At 40.0% G+C, this 20572-nt stretch carries 16 protein-coding genes and 1 tRNA gene; 12 read left to right on the top strand and 5 right to left on the bottom strand.

All coding sequences use genetic code 11. The features are described from left to right. The first annotated feature begins 82 nt into the window (after positions 1-82). A tRNA-Trp gene (locus ABN236_RS18615) sits at positions 83-158 on the top strand. A 246-nt stretch (positions 159-404) separates the two neighbouring features. Here ABN236_RS18615 and hdfR read toward each other — a convergent pair. Then, positions 405-1226 carry an HTH-type transcriptional regulator HdfR gene (hdfR, locus tag ABN236_RS18610; protein ID WP_311755557.1) on the bottom strand — a complete coding sequence of 274 codons (822 nt, stop codon included), beginning with the start codon at positions 1224-1226 and terminating at the stop codon, positions 405-407. Positions 1227-1341: 115 nt separating this feature from the next. Here hdfR and ABN236_RS18605 point away from each other — a divergent pair, with 115 nt between their 5' ends. Further along, positions 1342-1680 (top strand): MaoP family protein, encoded by a 339-nt coding sequence (locus ABN236_RS18605; protein WP_036939631.1) that lies wholly within the window; start codon positions 1342-1344, stop codon positions 1678-1680. A gap of 46 nt (positions 1681-1726) precedes the next feature. Here ABN236_RS18605 and ABN236_RS18600 read toward each other — a convergent pair whose 3' ends face one another. Continuing rightward, positions 1727-3259, bottom strand: a complete 1533-nt coding sequence (locus tag ABN236_RS18600) for a YifB family Mg chelatase-like AAA ATPase (RefSeq protein ID WP_311755558.1) — start codon at positions 3257-3259, stop codon at positions 1727-1729. A gap of 442 nt (positions 3260-3701) precedes the next feature. On the opposite strand from ABN236_RS18600, the gene ilvL reads away from it, so the two are divergent. From ilvL to ilvA, 6 genes are all read left to right on the top strand, one after another. Then, the gene (ilvL, locus tag ABN236_RS18595; protein ID WP_071788577.1) at positions 3702-3803 is read left to right on the top strand and encodes an ilv operon leader peptide; all 102 of its coding nucleotides are present in this window, start codon (positions 3702-3704) and stop codon (positions 3801-3803) included. Positions 3804-3933: 130 nt separating this feature from the next. After that, positions 3934-5583, top strand: a complete 1650-nt coding sequence (ilvG, locus tag ABN236_RS18590) for an acetolactate synthase 2 catalytic subunit (RefSeq protein WP_349474643.1) — start codon at positions 3934-3936, stop codon at positions 5581-5583. Then, positions 5580-5855 (top strand): acetolactate synthase 2 small subunit, encoded by a 276-nt coding sequence (ilvM, locus tag ABN236_RS18585; RefSeq protein WP_023583660.1) that lies wholly within the window; start codon positions 5580-5582, stop codon positions 5853-5855. Before ilvG ends, ilvM begins: the two co-directional genes overlap by 4 nt. A gap of 10 nt (positions 5856-5865) precedes the next feature. After that, positions 5866-6792, top strand: a complete 927-nt coding sequence (ilvE, locus tag ABN236_RS18580; protein WP_023583659.1) for a branched-chain-amino-acid transaminase — start codon at positions 5866-5868, stop codon at positions 6790-6792. Positions 6793-6864: 72 nt separating this feature from the next. Then, the gene (gene ilvD / locus ABN236_RS18575; protein ID WP_349474642.1) at positions 6865-8715 is read left to right on the top strand and encodes a dihydroxy-acid dehydratase; all 1851 of its coding nucleotides are present in this window, start codon (positions 6865-6867) and stop codon (positions 8713-8715) included. A 2-nt stretch (positions 8716-8717) separates the two neighbouring features. Beyond that, a complete protein-coding gene (ilvA, locus tag ABN236_RS18570; RefSeq protein ID WP_088494044.1) occupies positions 8718-10292 on the top strand; it encodes a threonine ammonia-lyase, biosynthetic in 1575 nt (524 codons plus the stop codon). On the opposite strand, the gene ilvY is transcribed toward ilvA, so the two are convergent. Continuing rightward, positions 10278-11165 carry an HTH-type transcriptional activator IlvY gene (ilvY, locus tag ABN236_RS18565; protein ID WP_075674047.1) on the bottom strand — a complete coding sequence of 296 codons (888 nt, stop codon included), beginning with the start codon at positions 11163-11165 and terminating at the stop codon, positions 10278-10280. The genes ilvA and ilvY overlap by 15 nt on opposite strands. A gap of 170 nt (positions 11166-11335) precedes the next feature. On the opposite strand from ilvY, the gene ilvC reads away from it, so the two are divergent. Next, positions 11336-12811, top strand: a complete 1476-nt coding sequence (gene ilvC / locus ABN236_RS18560) for a ketol-acid reductoisomerase (RefSeq protein ID WP_194951616.1) — start codon at positions 11336-11338, stop codon at positions 12809-12811. Positions 12812-13174: 363 nt separating this feature from the next. Continuing rightward, positions 13175-15199 (top strand): DNA helicase Rep, encoded by a 2025-nt coding sequence (gene rep, locus ABN236_RS18555; RefSeq protein WP_088494042.1) that lies wholly within the window; start codon positions 13175-13177, stop codon positions 15197-15199. Between the two features lie 77 nt (positions 15200-15276). Here rep and gppA read toward each other — a convergent pair whose 3' ends face one another. Both gppA and rhlB read right to left on the bottom strand, forming a co-directional pair. Next, on the bottom strand, positions 15277-16785 hold the full coding sequence (gene gppA, locus ABN236_RS18550; RefSeq protein WP_270756056.1) for a guanosine-5'-triphosphate,3'-diphosphate diphosphatase: 1509 nt from the start codon (positions 16783-16785) through the stop codon (positions 15277-15279). A 3-nt stretch (positions 16786-16788) separates the two neighbouring features. Next, complete coding sequence (gene rhlB, locus ABN236_RS18545; protein WP_088494040.1) at positions 16789-18093, bottom strand: ATP-dependent RNA helicase RhlB; 1305 nt, start codon at positions 18091-18093, stop codon at positions 16789-16791. A 119-nt stretch (positions 18094-18212) separates the two neighbouring features. Here rhlB and trxA point away from each other — a divergent pair, with 119 nt between their 5' ends. Both trxA and rho read left to right on the top strand, forming a co-directional pair. After that, entirely contained in the window at positions 18213-18539 is a 327-nt protein-coding gene (gene trxA / locus ABN236_RS18540; RefSeq protein WP_006535838.1) for a thioredoxin TrxA, read from the top strand. Positions 18540-19105: 566 nt separating this feature from the next. Next, positions 19106-20365 carry a transcription termination factor Rho gene (rho, locus tag ABN236_RS18535; RefSeq protein ID WP_023583649.1) on the top strand — a complete coding sequence of 420 codons (1260 nt, stop codon included), beginning with the start codon at positions 19106-19108 and terminating at the stop codon, positions 20363-20365. The last annotated feature ends 207 nt before the right edge of the window (positions 20366-20572 follow it).

Raw genomic sequence — 20572 nt, 5'->3', positions numbered from 1 at the left:
AGCGGTAGTTCAGTTGGTTAGAATACCTGCCTGTCACGCAGGGGGTCGCGGGTTCGAGTCCCGTCCGTTCCGCCAACTATTTAGGGGCGTAGTTCAATTGGTAGAGCACCGGTCTCCAAAACCGGGTGTTGGGAGTTCGAGCCTCTCCGCCCCTGCCAGTTACCAATTAAGTAATAACAAAATTTATACTTCTTTGTAGCCCAGTTAATTAACTGGGCTTTTTGTTATTTGTATATTCTCAATATTTACTACTCTAAACACTCATCAATTAACCTACTAATACACTCTCTTTACCAATATTTATCGGTAATATTCCCTGTTATATATTATGAATTCTAGAGATAAAACTTAAATCCAAAAGTTATTCGTTAATATTATGAATAACTATAGAGTGAATTTAAGTTTTATTGGTTGTTTATCGGCTGTTTTAATAACTGTTGTATCAATACTTGTTGATCACTCGTATTTAGCCAAACCGCGAATAAAGGTTTTTGAATAATTTCTGTTGTTGCAGGCGCAAGATCTGAATGGAGATCGAGCCAATGTGTAGGTAGAAATGCAACTGCTTGAGTGGTTTTCATTAACTGATAAGCAATCATTGCGGAGTTAGTGGTCAAAATAGGATCAATTTTTTGCGCTGCACCATTAGGAAGAAAAGGCTGAAAATCAGCGCTCCATTCAATTTTGATAAATTGTGCTATTTCTTCTATTTTATTTGATGCTATTTTCATCAGCTGGAAAGTAATATCACCAATAATTTTACTTTCTAATTCATCCATTTTCGGTGCTTCAGTCGTAAAAAGAAGATCAAGCTCTCTTGCATGAAGTTGTTTTACAAGAGATTGCCTTGTAGAGACTCTAGATTCGATTCTGAGCTCTTTTCTTTCTAGATAAGATTCCTGTAACCAAGATGTTAGATATGCTTCCCAGAGTGATGCTGTAGCGCCAATTGATAGCTCTGAATGTTGAGAAGCATGGCTAATCTCTTTTTTAGCGAGAAGCCATGTATTCATTAACGATTCAGCATAAGGAATAAGCCTCTCACCCGCGACAGTTAGACGAATATTATTACGATGGCGAGTAAACAGATTTGTACCTAATTGTGTTTCCAATTGCCGTATTCTAAAACTAACCGCAGACTGGGTTAAATAAAGAGATTCAGCGGCTCGTCCAAAGTGTCTAGTCTTACTGACTTCCAAAAAGGTTTTCAGTAATTCGGTATCCACATCTATCTCCAAAAAAATTTGTCGTTACGATTTAAATATTTTGTTTTACAGAACCGCATGACTATCTAATACTCCGCGCCATAAGTATGACGATAGAGAATTAGGAGTGTGTCAGATGGCAGAAAGTTTTATCACGACTAATCGTTTTTTTGACAATAAACATTATCCGCGTGGTTTTTCTCGTCATGGCGATTTCACTATCAAGGAATCCCAGATATTGGAACGTCATGGTCAAGCCTTTAATGAGCTTGATTTAGGCAAACGAGAGCCTACAACTGAAGCGGAAAAATTATTTGTTGCCATGTGTCGTGGCGAACGAGAAGCAGCAACGGTCGAAGAAAAAATTTGGAAAAAATATACTAGTCGTATAAGTCGTCCAAAACGTTTTCATACATTATCGGGTGGAAAGCCGCAGCTCGATCCATCTGATGACTATACCGACTCTGATGATTAATATCATTAGTTTTAGTTAAAAGGGGCGTATTTTCGCTCCTTTTTATTTACCCATCTAGTTGCTTTTGTAAATAGATCATTAACCTATCCATTGCCCGAAAGCTTAATGCTTCAATTAAATGATTTCTTTGTATTTTCTCTTCGTTTGCAAGATCTGCGATAGTCCTCGATACTCTTAAAATCTTATGCCAAGCTCGTATTGATAATCCTAATTTATTTAGAGTGTCTTCAAGAAAAGTTGCATCACTAGTACTCAACGAGCAATAGCATTCAATCTCTTTTCCGGTTAAATAAGTATTCACTTTTCCACATCGTGCAAATTGCTTTTCTCTTGCCTTTAGAACACGTTCTCTAATTGCAGTACTACTTTCCGTGGTAAATGTAGGATGAATAAGCGCGCCTTGAGGAAGCAGTGGCATTTCGACAGATAAATCAAACCTATCTAAAAAAGGTCCAGAAACCTTGCTTAAATAGCGCAGGATCTGTTTTATTGGTACTCGATTGTGATTACCTTGATAGTGTCCTGTTGGGCTTGGATTTAATGCACCGACTAATAATACGTTGGCTGGGTAGCTTATTTTGGCTTTTGCTCGTGAAATAGTAATTTCTCTAGCATCTAGAGGTTCTCGTAATGCATCGAGTACACGTCGTTCGAATTCAGGCAGTTCATCTAAAAATAAAATACCGTGATGTGCTAATGTAATTTCTCCTGGCTTAGGAAGAGAACCTCCTCCCGTTAAAGCAACCGCAGAGGAAGTATGATGCGGGGCTCTAAATGGTCTTGTAGGCCATTTTCTTTCATCAAATGTCACTCCTCTTAAACTACTAATGATTAATACATCAAGTGCTTCTTTAGCAGTTAAAGGTGGAAGAAGTGTACTTATCCTTTGCGCCAACATTGTTTTACCTGTTCCTGGTGGCCCAAGAAATAAAATGTTGTGATTTCCTGCTGCTGTGATTTCTGCTGCCCTTTTTGCATTATTTTGACCAATTATATCGCTCATATCTTTATTATCTTGATTTTCAATTTCATCATTAATAATAAAACTTTCTGTTTCAATTAATGGCGTATTATTTTCTAGGTGGTGGCAAATTTCTAAAAGATGAGAGGCTAATAAAGCCGATTTGTTGGGTAATAATGAAACTTCAGTTTGATGTTCTGTTGATACAATGCATATTCGATGATCTTTTGAAGCACTAAGAATTGATGGAATAACTGCATTAACTCGTTGTAATTTACCAGAAAGTGCAAGCTCTCCAATAAACTCATAACACTCTAATTTATTTGATGTTAATTGTTCAGATGCAATGAGTATTGCCAGCGCAATAGGTAAATCATAACGCGCACCTTCTTTGGGTAAATCGGCAGGTGATAGATTAATTGTTATTCTTTTTGCAGGATAAGTATATCCGCTATTAATGAGCGCACTTCTTACTCTGTCTTTTGCTTCTTTTACGACAGTCTCTGGTAATCCAACTAATGTTAATCCGGGTAATCCCTGACTAATATGAGCCTCAATAGTAATAAGCGGAGCTGATATTCCTAAAGAGGCACGTGTATATATTATTGCTAATGCCATTTTTTATTCTCCATTATTTTTCTCTTTTTAAATTATTTTTTCTTTTGTGTTAAATGGAGAGTTAAATAAATGCGAAGTATCTCGAAAATAACGTAACATATTGAAATATAGTAATTAATTATAATGATAAATAATTTAATAAATTAATATAAATATAATAAAAAACCTGTTCTCTTTTTTACTTTAAATAATGACGTGTAATAGTAGAAAAAACAAAATAACGGGTTCTTTCTTAGCATTAATAACTAAAAAATAAATATTTTATAGATAGATGTTCTGATGATGATTTGCGGTATAAAAATATTTATTAAATTCATGCTGTTACGATTATTTTTAAAATAAACGTTGTCAATTCTAAAATATCATGATAACTCTAAAAGGACAGAGTGAAAGAAAACACAACACAACAAACATTTTAAATAAGAAAAGAAGTTATAAAACTATGAATACTATCGTCCTAGTGATTAGCCTAATTATTGTCAGCGTGGTGGTGATTATTAACCCACCGTGCGGGGCTGCACTAGGACGAAGAAAGGCTAACTAAACTAGCCGGATCTCTTAAAAACCCCCGCACCGAAAGGCGCGGGGGTTTTTTTTGAGCCTGAGTTTGAAAAAGAGATTAAATAGAAAATAAATTCAAATTAAACAAGAAGTTAAGATGGCAGGGTGAGAGAATGAATGGAGCACAGTGGTTAGTACAGGCATTACGAAAACATCAAGTCGAAACAGTCTTTGGTTACCCTGGTGGTGCGATCATGCCTGTTTACGATGCCCTTTATGATGGTGGTGTTGAACATGTTTTATGTCGCCATGAACAAGGTGCTGCAATTGCTGCTATTGGTTTTGCTCGCTCTACAGGTACAACGGGTGTTTGTATCGCGACATCAGGCCCAGGCGCTACTAATGTTATCACTGGACTTGCTGATGCATTGTTAGATTCTGTGCCTGTTGTTGCTATCACAGGGCAAGTTGCCTCCGATTTGATTGGTACTGATGCATTCCAAGAAATTGATGTTTTAGGTCTTTCGTTAGCGTGTACAAAACATAGTTTTTTAGTTTCGACCGTTGATGAATTACCAAGAGTGTTATCAGAAGCATTTTCTATCGCATCTCAAGGTCGCCCTGGACCTGTTTTAATTGATATTCCTAAAGATGTTCAATTGGCTGATGCTTCTCATTTATCAAGTTATGAATTGCCAGAAGAGCAAGAGTTTCCTTACCCAACACAAGAGCTGGCTCAAGCTAAGCAGATGTTAGCGAAGGCACAAAAACCTATTTTGTATGTAGGTGGTGGTGTTGCCATGAGTAATGCTGTGGAAACGTTAAGAGAATTTGTGACGCAAACAGAAATGCCCGTAGTCTCCACTTTAAAAGGATTAGGCTGTGCTGATGCATTAGATGCCAATTATTTAGGCATGTTAGGTATGCATGGTACTAAAGCGGCAAATTATGCTGTTCAGCGTAGTGATTTATTAATTGCTGTTGGCGCACGTTTTGATGATCGCGTAACGGGACGATTAAATACTTTTGCACCTAATGCCAAGGTTATCCATATCGATATCGACCATGCAGAATTAAATAAATTGAAACAGGCGCATGTTGCGTTATTGGGGGATGCGAAAGTGTTGTTATCAGCTTTATCTCAGCCATTATCTATCGCAGCTTGGCAACAAGAGGTTCAAGAATTAAAAGCAGAACACGCGTGGCGTTATGATCATCCCGGCTCTGCAATTTATGCACCGTTATTATTAAAACAATTATCAGATGCAAAACCTGAAAATACTGTTGTGACAACAGATGTAGGTCAACATCAAATGTGGTCAGCACAACACATGACATTTGATGCACCTGAAAATTTTATTACTTCAAGTGGTTTAGGCACCATGGGATTTGGTATCCCTGCAGCAGTAGGCGCTCAGATTGCTAGACCTGATGCATGTGTTATCTGCGTATCAGGCGACGGCTCTTTTATGATGAATGTGCAGGAGTTGGGCACAATTAAACGTAAGCAATTACCTATCAAATTGGTGTTATTAGATAACCAACGTCTTGGTATGGTTCGCCAATGGCAAGAGCTGTTTTTTGAACAACGTTATAGCGAAACAATTTTAACAGACAATCCAGACTTTGTTGCCTTGGCTAAAGCTTTTGATATTCCTGGGCAACGCATCACAGAAAAAGCACAAGTTGCTGATGCAATAAAATGTTTATTAGAGAGCGATGGCCCTTATTTATTACAGGTATCTATCGATGACGCAGAAAATGTCTGGCCTTTAGTTCCGCCGGGCGCAAGTAATGATGAGATGATGGAGAAATCAAAATGAACCAACACAATATCACAATTGAAGCCCGTTTTTGTCCAGAGATCTTAGAACGTATCCTGAGAGTTATCCGTCATCGTGGTTTTCATATATGCTCAATGAATATGAATATCACAGAGAGCAACAATATTAATTTAAGTCTGACGGTGAGTAGTCAGCGACCATTAGAACTTCTGTGCAGCCAGTTAACAAAATTAGCTGATGTTGCAGGTATTCAAGTATCACATCAACAGAAAGAAAAATTACGGTTCATGAATGCACTAAGTGCCATGTAAGGATAAAAGAATGACAAAGCAAGCTGATTATATTTGGTTTAACGGTGAAATGGTTCCATGGGCTGAGGCAAAAGTTCATGTGATGTCTCACGCATTACATTATGGTACTTCCGTATTTGAAGGTGTGCGTTGTTACAATTCTCATAAAGGTCCTGTGGTATTTCGCCATCGTGAGCATATGCAACGTTTACATGACTCAGCCAAAATCTATCGTATGCCTGTTGAGCAAAGCGTTGATGAGTTAATGGAAGCATGTCGTGAAACCTTACGTAAAAACAAATTAGTCAGTGCTTATATTCGTCCATTAGTTTTTATTGGCGATGTCGGTATGGGAGTTAATCCGCCAGCAGGCTATAAAACGGATGTGATTATTGCTGCATTCCCGTGGGGAGCCTATCTCGGTGAAGAAGCTTTAGATAAAGGTATTGATGCAATGGTTTCCTCTTGGCACCGCGCGGCACCGAATACTATTCCAACGGCAGCTAAAGCTGGTGGTAACTATTTATCCTCATTATTAGTGGGAAGTGAAGCTCGTCGCCACGGTTACCAAGAAGGGATTGCATTAGATGTTCATGGCTATTTATCAGAAGGTGCGGGTGAAAACTTATTTGAAGTAAAAGATGGTGTTATTTTTACACCTCCATTTACTTCATCAGCCCTGCCAGGGATCACGCGTGATGCCATCATCAAATTAGCAAAAGATCTAGGTTATGAAGTGCGTGAACAAGTGCTTTCTCGTGAATCACTTTATCTTGCAGACGAAGTCTTTATGTCAGGCACAGCCGCAGAGATAACACCAGTACGTAGTGTTGATGGTATTCAAGTAGGTATCGGACGTTGTGGCCCAGTGACCAAAGCAATTCAAAAAGCCTTCTTTGGTCTGTTTACGGGTGAAACAGAAGATAAATACGGCTGGTTAGATCCAATCAATTCATAAACATAATCAAATAAATTTGTTTAGCGGGTAGATCGTTCCCTACTCGCTTTCTTTATCGCAGGAGTGTGAAAAATGCCTAAATACCGTTCAGCGACAACGACACACGGTCGTAATATGGCTGGAGCCCGTGCCTTATGGCGTGCAACAGGAATGACTGATGCTGATTTTGGTAAACCCATTATCGCAGTTGTGAACTCATTTACGCAATTTGTACCGGGTCATGTGCATCTGCGGGATTTAGGAAAACTCGTTGCTGAGCAAATTGAAGCCGCTGGTGGTGTCGCTAAAGAATTTAATACCATTGCGGTTGATGATGGTATCGCAATGGGACACGGTGGCATGCTTTACTCTTTGCCATCCCGTGAACTTATCGCAGACTCTGTTGAATATATGGTTAATGCGCACTGTGCTGATGCGATGGTGTGTATCTCAAACTGCGACAAGATCACCCCAGGGATGTTAATGGCGTCTTTACGTTTAAATATTCCGGTTATTTTTGTTTCTGGTGGCCCTATGGAAGCGGGAAAAACGAAGCTTTCAGACCAACTGATCAAATTAGATCTGGTTGATGCCATGATCCAAGGAGCGAATCCAAATGTCAGCGATGCTGATAGTGAGCAAATCGAACGATCGGCTTGCCCAACATGCGGATCTTGTTCAGGTATGTTTACCGCAAACTCAATGAACTGTTTAACAGAAGCACTGGGATTATCTCAACCGGGAAATGGCTCATTACTTGCAACACACGCAGATCGTGAAACGCTATTTATCAACGCAGGTAAGCGCATTGTTGAATTAACCAAGCGCTATTATGAAAAAGATGATGAATCTGCATTACCGCGCAATATCGCTAAAAAAGAAGCCTTTGAAAATGCAATGATCTTAGACATTGCAATGGGTGGCTCGACAAATACAGTTCTGCATTTATTGGCTGCTGCGCAAGAAGGTGAGGTTGACTTCACGATGGAAGATATCGACAGGCTTTCTCGCCAAGTACCTCATTTATGTAAAGTGGCACCAAGTACACAAAAATATCATATGGAAGATGTTCACCGCGCAGGTGGGGTCATGGGTATTTTAGGTGAATTAGACAGAGCCGGCTTACTTAACCGTAATGTAGATAATATTTTAGGGCTAACTTTGCCAGAAACATTAGCGCAATATGACGTGATGTTAACGCAAGATGAGCAAGTAAAATCGATGTTCCAAGCAGGCCCTGCAGGTATTCGTACCACGAAAGCATTTTCTCAAAACTGTCGTTGGCCAACCTTAGATACCGATCGTGAAAACGGATGTATCCGCAGTAAAGAACATGCTTATAGCCAAGATGGTGGATTAGCGGTTTTATCCGGTAACTTAGCAGTAGATGGCTGTATTGTTAAAACAGCAGGCGTTGATGAAGACAACTTAATTTTTAGTGGTCCCGCAAAAGTATATGAAAGCCAAGATGATGCTGTTGAGGCTATCTTAGGTGGAAAGGTAGTGGCAGGCGATGTGGTCATTATTCGCTACGAAGGTCCTAAAGGTGGACCGGGTATGCAAGAGATGCTGTATCCAACCTCTTATTTAAAATCAATGGGATTAGGTAAAGCTTGCGCACTTATCACTGACGGACGTTTCTCTGGTGGAACATCAGGTTTATCTATCGGACATGTTTCACCTGAAGCCGCAAATGGTGGCGTCATTGGTTTAGTGGAAGAGGGCGATATCGTCTCTATCAATATTCCAACTCGTGAGATCTCATTAAAGGTAGATGATAAAACGTTATCTGTTCGCCGTGATGCACAAAATGCCCGTGGTGATAAAGCATGGACACCACAAAATAGACAGCGCCAAGTTTCGTTCGCCTTACGGGCTTATGCTTCTTTAGCCACTAGTGCCGATAAAGGTGCGGTGCGTGATAAATCTAAATTAGGGGGCTAAAAATGGCTGCCTTTAGACCTTTAAATTCAGCGCCAAGTAGCGCTGAATATTTAAAAGCGGCGCTGAGTGCGCCGGTTTATGAAGCCGCAATAGTCACCCCGCTCCAAGAGATGATAAAAATCTCTGAGCGTTTAGAAAATACAATTTTAGTTAAGCGTGAAGACAGACAGCCTGTTCATAGCTTTAAATTACGTGGTGCTTACACCATGATTGCAGGGCTGACTCCTGAGCAAAAAGAGAAAGGTGTTGTGACAGCTTCTGCGGGTAACCACGCTCAAGGTGTTGCGCTGTCAGCGAATCGAATGGGTGTAAAGGCATTAATTGTGATGCCAGTGGCAACGGCGGATATTAAAGTCGATGCTGTTCGCCAATTTGGTGGAGAAGCTTTGCTTTATGGTGCCAACTTTGATGAAGCAAAAGCGAAAGCTATCGCGCTGTCTGAAGAGATGGGATACACCTTTGTTCCACCTTTTGATCATCCTGCTGTCATTGCAGGGCAGGCAACACTGGCAATGGAACTCTTACAACAAGATGTTCATCTTGACCGTATTTTCGTACCGGTTGGTGGTGGTGGTTTAATTGCTGGGGTGGCGGTATTAATCAAACAGCTTATGCCAGAAATTAAGGTTATCGGCGTTGAAGCAGAAGATGCCGCATGTTTAAAAGCCGCATTAGAGGCAGGACACCCTGTTGAATTAGCTCGAGTAGGCTTATTTGCAGAAGGTGTTGCCGTTAAGCGTATTGGTGATGAAACTTTTCGTTTATGCCAAAAATATGTTGATGATGTCATTACTGTTGATAGTGATGAAATTTGTGCCGCAGTAAAAGATTTATTTGAAGATGTGCGTGCAATTGCAGAGCCTTCAGGCGCGTTGGCATTGGCTGGGCTTAAAAAATACGTTGAAAAGCACCAGATCAAAGGTGAGCGTCTAGCGCATGTGCTTTCTGGTGCGAATGTGAATTTCCATGGACTACGTTATGTCTCTGAACGCTGTGAATTAGGCGAAAAACGCGAAGCATTACTTGCTGTGACGATCCCTGAACAAAAGGGTAGTTTTTTACGTTTCTGTCAAATTTTAGGACAACGAGTTGTCACGGAATTTAATTATCGTTATAGCGATGCTGATCCTGAAAATGCACGTATTTTTGTTGGTGTTCGTTTAAGCCAAGGACTTGCAGAGCGCAAAGAAATTTTGCGTGAACTTACGACTGCTGGTTATCAAGTGGCTGATTTGTCTGATGATGAAATGGCAAAACTTCATGTGCGTTATATGGTCGGTGGTCGTCCTAATAAACCGCTTAAAGAGCGTTTATTTAGTTTTGAGTTTCCTGAATCACCGGGCGCTTTAATGAAGTTTTTAAAAACATTAGGGACTTATTGGAATATCACGTTATTCCACTATCGTAGTCATGGTACCGATTATGGGCGTGTGCTGGTGGCATTTGAACTACCCGAAACAGAAGGACGTTTCGAGCGGCATTTAGATGCATTAGGCTATGAATATCATGATGAGACAGGAAATCCTTCTTTTCAGCTATTCCTGTCACCACAAACGGCAAACTTAGTCGTGGAGTAATCGCCAAAAAGCACTAATCACAGGCTCTTGAAGGCGTTTGTGTAATCCACAAACGCCTAATTCGAAAGGTTCTACCATTGAAATATTATCCAATGAAGAGATGCGATTACGAACGGGCTCAGGGCAGTTATCAACGACAACTTGTGGGATAAGTGCAATACCACAACCTAACGCAACCATTGAGACGATCGCTTCATGCCCTGAAACAGTCGCATAAATTAAAGGATTATGGATACGGTGGCGTTTAAACCATAACGCAATTCGTTGTCGCGATGGGCCATGTTCAGGAATGATAAATGGAATATTGAGCCAATCAGGTTTCTCTTGTGTTGCAAGATGGCGAACATTGCACGGCAGTGCGGGCGCAATCAGTACTAATGGAATTTCGCCTATTTTTTCAAAACAGATATTTTCAGGAAGTTTTTCAGGTTTTCCTGCAATACCTAAATCAGCTTCATCAGATTGCACTTTATCGACCGCATCAGCCGCATCTCCTGTGGTGAGCTTTATTTCAACTAATGGATTTTCTGCACGAAAGCGGTCAAGAATAGGTGGCAAATGGCTGTAAGCCGCTGTTACAGAACAAAACAGACGCAGTTCGCCAGAAAGGCTGGGGCTATTTTGATTTAACGTGTGCTTAAGTTGCTTATATTGCAATAAGGTTTGTTGAGCATAGCGTTTTAGCTGTTCGCCCGCATCGGTGAGAGTCACCTGTCGGTTATCACGTAAAAACAGGGGATGGCCTAAGCTTTCTTCAAGACGTTGAATTTGACGAGAGAGCGTAGAAGGGCTGACGTGCATCGCTTGTGCGGTCTTGGTGAAGTGACAACTTTCAGCTAAATGCAGGAAGAGTTTGAGATCACGAATATCCATTGTCAGCCACCTTAGGTGATAAAAAAGAACGTTGCATTTTTTGCAACACTATCTTGTAAATATATCAATTTAAGCAATGGCTTTCATCCCATATAGTAAAGTCATGCAACACCTCACGGAGAGTGAGGACAATAATAGCAAACACATACACAACGATTTTGGAGTCTTCTATGACAAATTATTTTAATACATTGAATCTGCGTCAGCAGTTGTCGCAATTAGGTAAATGTCGCTTTATGTCACGTGAAGAATTTGCTGATGAAGCAAATTACCTGAAAGGCAAAAAAGTCGTTATTGTTGGTTGTGGCGCTCAAGGTCTTAACCAAGGTTTAAATATGCGTGATTCAGGTTTGAATATCGCGTATGCCTTACGCCAAGAAGCAATTGATGAAAAACGTGCATCATGGCGTCGTGCAACCGAAAACGGTTTTGAGGTTGGAACTTATGAAGCGTTGATCCCTCAAGCAGATTTAGTTGTTAACTTAACGCCAGACAAACAACACTCCGCTGTTGTTCAAGCTGTTCAACCATTGATGAAATCAGGTGCAGCATTAGGTTACTCTCATGGTTTTAATATCGTTGAAGTTGGCGAAAAAATTCGTGATGACATCACCGTTGTTATGGTTGCACCAAAATGTCCGGGTACCGAAGTTCGTGAAGAATATAAGCGTGGTTTTGGTGTTCCAACACTGATTGCAGTTCACCCTGAAAATGATGCAAAAGGCGAAGGTATGGCCATTGCGAAAGCATGGGCTGCTGCAACAGGTGGTCATCGTGCGGGTGTTTTAGAGTCATCTTTCGTTGCTGAAGTAAAATCAGACTTAATGGGTGAGCAAACTATTCTGTGCGGTATGTTACAAGCTGGCTCGCTGTTATGTTACGACAAGATGGTTGCTGATGGTGTTGAGCCAGGCTATGCAGGTAAGTTGCTCCAATTTGGTTGGGAAACGATTACAGAAGCACTGAAACAAGGTGGCATCACCTTGATGATGGATAGATTATCTAACCCTGCAAAAATGCGTGCTTATGCATTATCAGAGCAACTGAAAGAGATCATGGCTCCACTGTTTGCAAAACACATGGACGATATCATTTCAGGTAAATTCTCTGAAACAATGATGGCTGATTGGGCAAATGATGATAAAAACTTGCTGACATGGCGTGAAGAGACCGGAGCAAGCGCATTTGAAAATTATCCTGAATATGAGGGTAAAATCAGTGAGCAAGAGTACTTTGATCACGGTGTGTTAATGGTTGCAATGGTTAAAGCTGGCGTTGAATTAGCTTTTGATACCATGATTGAAGCAGGGATCTTTGCAGAGTCAGCTTATTATGAATCACTGCATGAGCTGCCATTAATCGCGAATACCATTGCTCGTAAGCGTTTATATGAAATGAACGTAGTTATTTCTGATACCGCAGAATATGGTAACTATTTGTTCTCATTCGCTGTTGTTCCTATGCTGAAAGAGTTTATGACAACATTGCAAGCTGGCGATTTAGCGAAGAAAGTTCAAGATAATGGAACAGATAACGCACAATTACGTGATATTAATGAAGCAATTCGTCAGCACCCAATTGAAGCCGTAGGTAAAACGTTGCGTGGGTATATGACGGATATGAAGAAGATTGCTGTTGCCAACTAATTTTTCGTCGCTCTTTACGCGATAAGTGCGTTGGCTATACTCGGTTACCCAAGTCACATACCGACTGATTTTTCGTCGCTCTTTACGCGATAAGTGCGTTGGCTACACTCGGTTACCCAAGTCACATACTTATGTATGCTCCTTGGGATAACCTCTTTTGCCGCCTTCTTCTCACGCAAATAGCTTAGAAAAATAAGTGAAAAGTGAAGATTGAATTTTTTCGAAAACCGTATTTCTAAATGGAGTGCGGTTTTTTGTTTTTATAGTGTGAAAAAATTGAAAGAGGGAATACTCAAGACTTTGATCGCTTTCTGCTACAATTATCCCCCGTTATGTTCTTGGTTAATGAAGTTTGGAAAAAGTATGCGATTAAATCCTGGTCAACAAAAAGCAGTGGAATATGTGTCGGGCCCTTGTTTGGTCTTGGCGGGTGCGGGATCGGGTAAAACTCGGGTTATTACCAATAAAATTGCACACCTTATTCGTCAATGCCAATATCCAGCAAAGCAAATTGCGGCAGTGACGTTTACCAATAAAGCCGCGCGTGAAATGAAAGAGCGTGTCGCTCAAACTTTAGGGCGTCAAGAAGCGAAGGGATTAATGATCTCAACGTTTCATACATTGGGATTAGAAATTATTAAACGCGAATATAAAGCGTTAGGAATTAAAGCTAAATTTTCACTGTTTGATGATCAAGACCAATCTGCATTACTTAAAGAATTAACGGCTGATTTATTAGAAGAAGATAAAGATTTACTTTCTCAGTTAAAGAGCCAAATCTCTAACTGGAAAAATGACATGCTTACGCCAGAGCAAGCAATAGGAATGGCGAGATCGCAACAAGATCATACGTTTGCCGAATGCTTTCGACGTTACGAGCAACATCTGCGTAGTTGTAATGTGCTCGACTTTGATGACTTAATTAGCCGCCCAACCTTGTTATTGCGCACAAATGAAGAAGTCAGAGAGCGCTGGCAAAGACGTATTCGTTATTTGCTGGTGGATGAATATCAAGATACAAATACAAGCCAATATGAATTAGTCAAATGGCTGGTTGGTGAAAGAGCTCGTTTTACGGTTGTAGGCGATGATGACCAATCAATCTATTCATGGCGTGGTGCTCGCCCTCAAAATTTAGTGCTATTACAAAAAGATTTTCCACAACTTAATGTGATTAAGCTTGAGCAAAATTATCGCTCTTCTGGGCGTATTCTAAAATCAGCGAATATCTTGATTGAAAATAATCCCCATGTTTTTGAAAAACGGTTATTTTCAGAATTAGGTTATGGTGATGAACTGCGGGTTTTAACGGCTAATAATGAAGAGCATGAAGCGGAGCGTGTCGCTGGCGAATTAATTGCTCATCACTTTATTAATAAAACCAATTATAAGGATTATGCGATCCTTTATCGTGGTAATCATCAGTCTCGTATTTTTGAAAAATACTTGATGCAAAATCGCATTCCTTATCGTATTTCGGGTGAAACCTCTTTTTTCTCACGTGAAGAGATAAAAGATATTCTTGCCTATTTACGAGTAATTACCAATCCTGATGATGATGCGGCATTTTTACGTATCGTGAATAAACCTCGTCGTGAAATTGGGCCTATGACAATTCAAAAATTAGGTGAGTGGGCAAAAGTTCGAGATAAAAGTTTATACAATGCCTGTTTTGATTTGGGATTAGGTCAAACATTAACGGGACGAGGCTTAAATTCATTACAAGCATTCTCTCAATGGATGTCACGTATAGTGCAAAAATCAGAACGAGAGCCACTGTTAGCTGTACGTGATTTATTGCATGAAATGGATTATGAAAGTTGGTTATATGAAACCTCAAGTAGCGCAAAAGCTGCTGAAATGAGAATGAAAAATATTAATCAGCTGTTTTTATGGATGAGTGAGATGCTTGAAGGTGATGAATTACATGAACCTATGACGCTTTCTCAAGTCGTTAACCGCTTTACCTTGCGCGATATGATGGAGCGAGGAGAGACAGAAGAAGAGTTAGATCAAGTTCAGTTAATGACATTACATGCCTCTAAAGGTCTTGAGTTTCCTCATGTATTTTTAGTAGGAATGGAAGAGGGCATATTGCCACACCAAAGTAGTATTGATGAAGATAATGTAGAAGAAGAAAGACGTCTTGCTTATGTGGGAATTACTCGAGCACAAAAAACACTTACTTTTACGTTATGTAAAGAAAGGCGTCAATATGGCGAATTAATCAAACCTGATCCAAGCCGTTTTCTTTATGAATTGCCTCAAGATGATTTAAATTGGGATACTAATAAAAAGAAAGTGTTAAGTGCCGAAGAAAAACAAGAGAAAGGGCAAAAAGGTGTTGCGGGATTAAGGGCTATGCTGGCAAGACACAAACCTGAATAATATAAGACTTGGTTAATAAAATTAACCCCTTGGCATATTGATGTTCAAGGGGTTTTTATTTTTGTATAAGTAAAAAATTAACTTATACGAGAGCTATTTTGTTCTTCAATCATTAAAGACCAATGGACATAGCTCTGAAGTTGGATCTCTTCTTGGAGATTTTCAGCCCGCAATGGATGCTCATTAAGCCATTGATATGGCAGCGTAATAATGAGTTTCTCATCTTCAGTGCGTAATCGTAAAGCAGGGAGAGTATCATCACGGCGACGGCTAGCAAAAATGATGGCTAATCGCAGTAAACGCACTAGTCGATTGGCTTGAGTTATCGGTAGTGCATTTTGATGATTAAGGGGTGCAAGATCGATGATCCCTGTTTGGTTTTTTAGCAAAGAAGCCAATAAACGTCGTTGCGCAGGTGTGTATCCCGGTAAATCAAGATGAGAGATCAGATAGCTTGCATGTGAAGGCGCTTGACGGAAATCGACACTTAGTCCAATTTCATGTAATGCGCTGGCGCTGTTAAGCAATTCACGGCACCGATTATCTAACTGCCAACTTTTGCTGACTTGAATAAAAAAGTGTTCTGCAAGTTGTTGAACTCTATGTGCTTGCTCAATATCAATCTGAAACCGACGTTGGACATTACGAAGAGTACGTTGGCGGATATCTTGCTCAATAGGAAGATGCAACATTCCATAGACTAAGCCTTCTCGTAATGCACCACCTGCTAAGATCATATTATCGATATGTAGTGTTTCAAATATGGCGATTAAGATAGCAAGCCCACTTGGAAACACTAAGGCTCGTTCAAAAGTAAGCCCTTCAATTTCCAGTTCTTCTAGTTTCCCACACTCAATGGCTTTGTGTTTGAGTCGCTCAAGCTTAGGTAAGGTGATTAATTCATCCATACCTTGGGCAATCATGATCTCTTGTAACGCTTGTACAGTACCAGAGGCACCTACACACACTTGCCAGCCTTGCTCAATTAATTTATCTGCCACTGGGGCGAGTATTGCTTTGGCTGCGTCTTGTGCTTTAGCAAAATTTTCTTGAGTTAAAGAGCGGTCAGTAAAATAGCGCTCTAACCAAGTTACACAGCCCATACTTAAGCTCATTAATTGCGTCGTTTTAGCGCCAGTACCTGTAACCAGTTCTGTGCTACCACCACCAATATCGACGACTAAACGTTGCTCTGCACCACCAGTGGTATGTGCAACGCCACGATAGATAAGGCGTGCTTCTTCCTCACCACTAATAACATGAACAGTATTGCCCAATATTTCAGACGCTTTTGCGACAAAAATATCTGCATTTTTAGCAATACGTAATGTGGCTGTTGCTACGACTCTGATTTGTTCAGCCGGAATATCACGTAGATATTCAGAAAAAAGTCGTAAACATTGCCAACCGCGTTCCATTGCCTGCTCTGACAATTCATTTTCACTGTTTAGGCCAGCAGCGAGTCGAACTTTACGTTTCACGCGGGAAAGGACTTGTATAGAGCCCGCGATTTCTCGAACGACTAACATATGAAAACTGTTAGAACCTAAATCAATAGCAGCATAAAGTGATGAGGATTTCAGCATAATTTATGGATGACTCGGGCGTTTATTTCGGTTGTTACGTTGAGTATTATTTCCTCTATTATTTCGCGCCGGCGCATTGTTGCGACGAGGCTGACCTTGGCGAGGACGGTGACGGCGTTTAGGCTCAGGAAGATCAGCTAATAACGCATCACTATTATATTTACTCACAGGAATAGCATGTTGAATATAGGTTTCAATTGCAGGTAAATTCAGTGCATATTCTTCACATGCAAGGCTGATTGAGTTACCACTATTTCCAGCGCGTCCTGTTCTACCAATACGGTGAACATAATCTTCACAATCATCAGGTAAATCATAGTTAAAAACATGTGTCACTGATGGAATATGAAGACCTCTAGCGGCAACGTCAGTAGCAACCAGAATATCAATATTACCTTGGGTAAAATCTTCTAAAATGCGTAGGCGTTTTTTCTGAGGAACATCACCGGTTAATAAACCAACGCGGTGTCCATCTGCAGCAAGGTGCGCCCAAATATCGTCACAACGATGTTTTGTATTGGCGAAAATGATACAGCGATCTGGCCATTCTTCTTCAATTAATGTTTGAAGAAGACGCATTTTCTCTTCATTTGAAGGATAAAAGAGTTCTTCTTTTATGCTAAAACCTGTTTTTTGCTCAGGTTCTACTTCAACATACTCAGGGTTATTCATTTGCTCAAAAGCCAGTTCTCTTACGCGGTAAGAAAGCGTTGCAGAGAACAGCATATTCATACGCTCAGCCGCAATTGGCATACGACGGAAAATCCAACGAATATCTTTAATAAAGCCGAGATCGTACATTCTGTCAGCTTCATCAAGTACCACTACTTGGATTGCGCTAAGGTTAATATGACCTTGCTTAACATAGTCAATTAAACGACCTGTTGTGCCAATAACGATATCGACACCATTGCTTAATACTTTGAGTTGTTCGTCATAGCCGTCGCCACCGTAGGCGAGACCCATTTTAATCCCTGTGTTTTGCGCAAGCTCTTTAGCATCAGAATAAATCTGTACGGCTAATTCGCGTGTTGGCGCCATAATAAGTGCACGAGGTTGATTAGTTTCATGCCCTTCTTTAGCAGGGTGCGTTAAAAGATAATGAAACGTTGAAGTTAAAAACGCCAACGTTTTGCCTGTTCCTGTTTGGGCTTGCCCGGCAATGTCTTGACCTTTCACAGTGATAGGTAACGTCAATGCCTGAATTTGTGTACAATTAGAGAACCCTTTTTTCTCAAGGGCTTCTATCACTTTTGGATGCAAGGCGAAGTCGGAAAACTTCTTTTCTGTCAAATATGTTTTGCTCATAATGTAATAGAATATCAGTTATGGGTTGCATTACAAAAGTTTATCCGCTGAAATGCAGACAGACTTTTGTTATTTAATGTTACACTGGTACGGTCAATATTATTCTTTGGAGTAGAACAATGAGCGATAAAATCCTTCACTTATCTGACAGCAAATTCGATGCTGATGTATTAAATGCAACCGGCCCTGTGCTCGTTGATTTCTGGGCTGAATGGTGTGGCCCATGTAAAATGATTGCTCCTATTCTAGATGAAGTTGCAACAGAATACGCTGGTAAATTAACAGTTGCGAAGCTAAACATCGATCAAAACCCGCTGACAGCACCAAAATACGGTATTCGTGGCATTCCTACACTGATTTTATTCAAAAACGGTGCAGTTGCTGCAACTAAAGTAGGTGCATTGTCAAAAACTCAACTGAAAGAGTTTTTAGACGAAAATATCTAATTTGATTTAGATATCAAAAATAAAGTAGGACGTTTAGACCTTGTCAGTATTTCTGTTATTGACCGCTAGACGTCCGCTTCGAAGCATGATAAGTTAGCGCCACTTACTTACATAATATATCGGTTCTACTTGTCAATATGATTAGACACGATTAAATAAGTCTGAGATATTGAATATCAAGCGTACAAAGTAATAGAATTGAATAACATGATATGATATTTAATCTAATATGATATTTAATATAAGTAATCTGAATTCATCTAACCAGTCAAGTTGCCTTAGAATAATCTATAGTATTCAAGGGATATAAATTTTTCCAAAATATGTTCCTAACCCATAAGTTGAAAGTACACTCATGCATCGCGAAAATGAATGTCACTTCCCTGGGGTAAAGCAGACTGGTCTAATAGTATTAACACTCTCTAACATTATCATTTTAGTTATACCCTTATGTTAGAAAGTTATAATCTGTAATTTTACACATGACGAAACTGACAGCGATTCGCTGTTATACTATTCACGTTCATAGTTCGAGAGTTACCCCGAGTTATTAAGAACCCACCATTATGAATCTTACCGAATTAAAAAATACGCCGGTATCAGAACTGATAGCACTTGGCGAAAATATGGGGCTAGAGAATCTGGCTCGAATGAGAAAGCAAGACATTATTTTCTCTATCTTGAAGCAACACGCGAAAAGTGGAGAAGATATTTTCGGTGACGGTGTGCTGGAAATATTGCAGGATGGCTTCGGCTTCCTACGTTCCGCAGACAGTTCCTACCTTGCTGGTCCCGATGATATCTACGTTTCTCCAAGTCAAATTCGCCGTTTTAACCTTCGCACTGGTGACACCATCGCAGGGAAAATTCGTCCTCCTAAAGAAGGTGAACGTTATTTTGCTCTCCTAAAAGTTAATGAAGTTAACTTTGATAAACCAGAAAATGCCCGCAGTAAAATCCTCTTTGAAAACTTAACACCTTTACATGCTAATAATCGTTTACGCATGGAACGTGGTAATGGTTCAACAGAAGACTTAACCGCGCGTGTTCTTGACTTAGCTGCACCAATTGGTCGTGGCCAACGTGGTCTTATCGTTGCTCCACCAAAAGCAGGTAAAACCATGTTGCTGCAAAACATTGCAGCAAATATTGCTCATAACTACCCAGATTGCGTATTAATGGTACTTCTGATTGATGAACGTCCAGAAGAAGTGACAGAAATGCAACGCTTAGTAAAAGGTGAAGTTATTGCTTCAACCTTTGATGAACCAGCTTCTCGTCACGTACAAGTTGCAGAAATGGTGATTGAAAAAGCGAAGCGTTTAGTTGAGCATAAAAAAGACGTTATCATCCTGTTAGACTCCATCACACGTTTAGCGCGTGCTTATAACACCGTTGTTCCTTCATCCGGTAAAGTGTTAACAGGTGGTGTGGATGCAAACGCATTACATCGTCCTAAACGTTTCTTTGGTGCGGCTCGTAATGTTGAAGAAGGTGGTAGCTTGACTATCATTGCAACAGCATTAGTCGATACGGGTTCTAAGATGGACGAAGTTATCTACGAAGAATTTAAGGGTACAGGTAATATGGAATTACACCTGTCTCGTAAAATTGCTGAAAAACGTGTTTTCCCTGCGATTGATTACAATCGTTCTGGTACACGTAAAGAAGAGTTACTGACGTCTCAAGATGAGCTACAAAAAATGTGGATCTTGCGTAAAATTATTCATCCAATGGGTGAAATTGACGCAATGGAATTCCTCATTAATAAGTTAGCAATGACTAAGACAAATGAAGAATTCTTCGACTTTATGAAACGTTCATAAAGTGTATTAACAAAGTGATTGAGCTGAGAATAGGATTAAAATATTAAAATAGTGTGCTCTGTTACAGAATAAGTAATATCACCTCAATTTATATGCTGTTAAGCTCGTTTACTTTGTAAGAATGACGATATGATGAAAACGCCACAATAGTTGTGGCGTTTTTTGTTTTTTTATGGGTGTAATTTAATTTTAGATTGCAATATTTTA

Source organism: Proteus sp. fly-1013, assembly GCF_040140245.1.
In the GTDB taxonomy this organism is placed as follows: Bacteria; Pseudomonadota; Gammaproteobacteria; order Enterobacterales; family Enterobacteriaceae; genus Proteus; species Proteus mirabilis_B.
This window is presented reverse-complemented; position numbering and strand designations above follow the sequence as displayed.

Coding starts and splice junctions, on each gene's coding strand:
- ilvC (WP_194951616.1), top strand. CDS start 11,336: ATGACAAATTATTTTAATACATTGAATCTGCGTCAGCAGTTGTCGCAA.
- ilvY (WP_075674047.1), bottom strand. CDS start 11,165: ATGGATATTCGTGATCTCAAACTCTTCCTGCATTTAGCTGAAAGTTGT.
- ilvD (WP_349474642.1), top strand. CDS start 6,865: ATGCCTAAATACCGTTCAGCGACAACGACACACGGTCGTAATATGGCT.
- ABN236_RS18600 (WP_311755558.1), bottom strand. CDS start 3,259: ATGGCATTAGCAATAATATATACACGTGCCTCTTTAGGAATATCAGCT.
- trxA (WP_006535838.1), top strand. CDS start 18,213: ATGAGCGATAAAATCCTTCACTTATCTGACAGCAAATTCGATGCTGAT.
- rhlB (WP_088494040.1), bottom strand. CDS start 18,093: ATGAGCAAAACATATTTGACAGAAAAGAAGTTTTCCGACTTCGCCTTG.
- ilvM (WP_023583660.1), top strand. CDS start 5,580: ATGAACCAACACAATATCACAATTGAAGCCCGTTTTTGTCCAGAGATC.
- rho (WP_023583649.1), top strand. CDS start 19,106: ATGAATCTTACCGAATTAAAAAATACGCCGGTATCAGAACTGATAGCA.
- ilvL (WP_071788577.1), top strand. CDS start 3,702: ATGAATACTATCGTCCTAGTGATTAGCCTAATTATTGTCAGCGTGGTG.
- ilvG (WP_349474643.1), top strand. CDS start 3,934: ATGAATGGAGCACAGTGGTTAGTACAGGCATTACGAAAACATCAAGTC.
- ilvE (WP_023583659.1), top strand. CDS start 5,866: ATGACAAAGCAAGCTGATTATATTTGGTTTAACGGTGAAATGGTTCCA.
- ilvA (WP_088494044.1), top strand. CDS start 8,718: ATGGCTGCCTTTAGACCTTTAAATTCAGCGCCAAGTAGCGCTGAATAT.
- gppA (WP_270756056.1), bottom strand. CDS start 16,785: ATGCTGAAATCCTCATCACTTTATGCTGCTATTGATTTAGGTTCTAAC.
- ABN236_RS18605 (WP_036939631.1), top strand. CDS start 1,342: ATGGCAGAAAGTTTTATCACGACTAATCGTTTTTTTGACAATAAACAT.
- rep (WP_088494042.1), top strand. CDS start 13,175: ATGCGATTAAATCCTGGTCAACAAAAAGCAGTGGAATATGTGTCGGGC.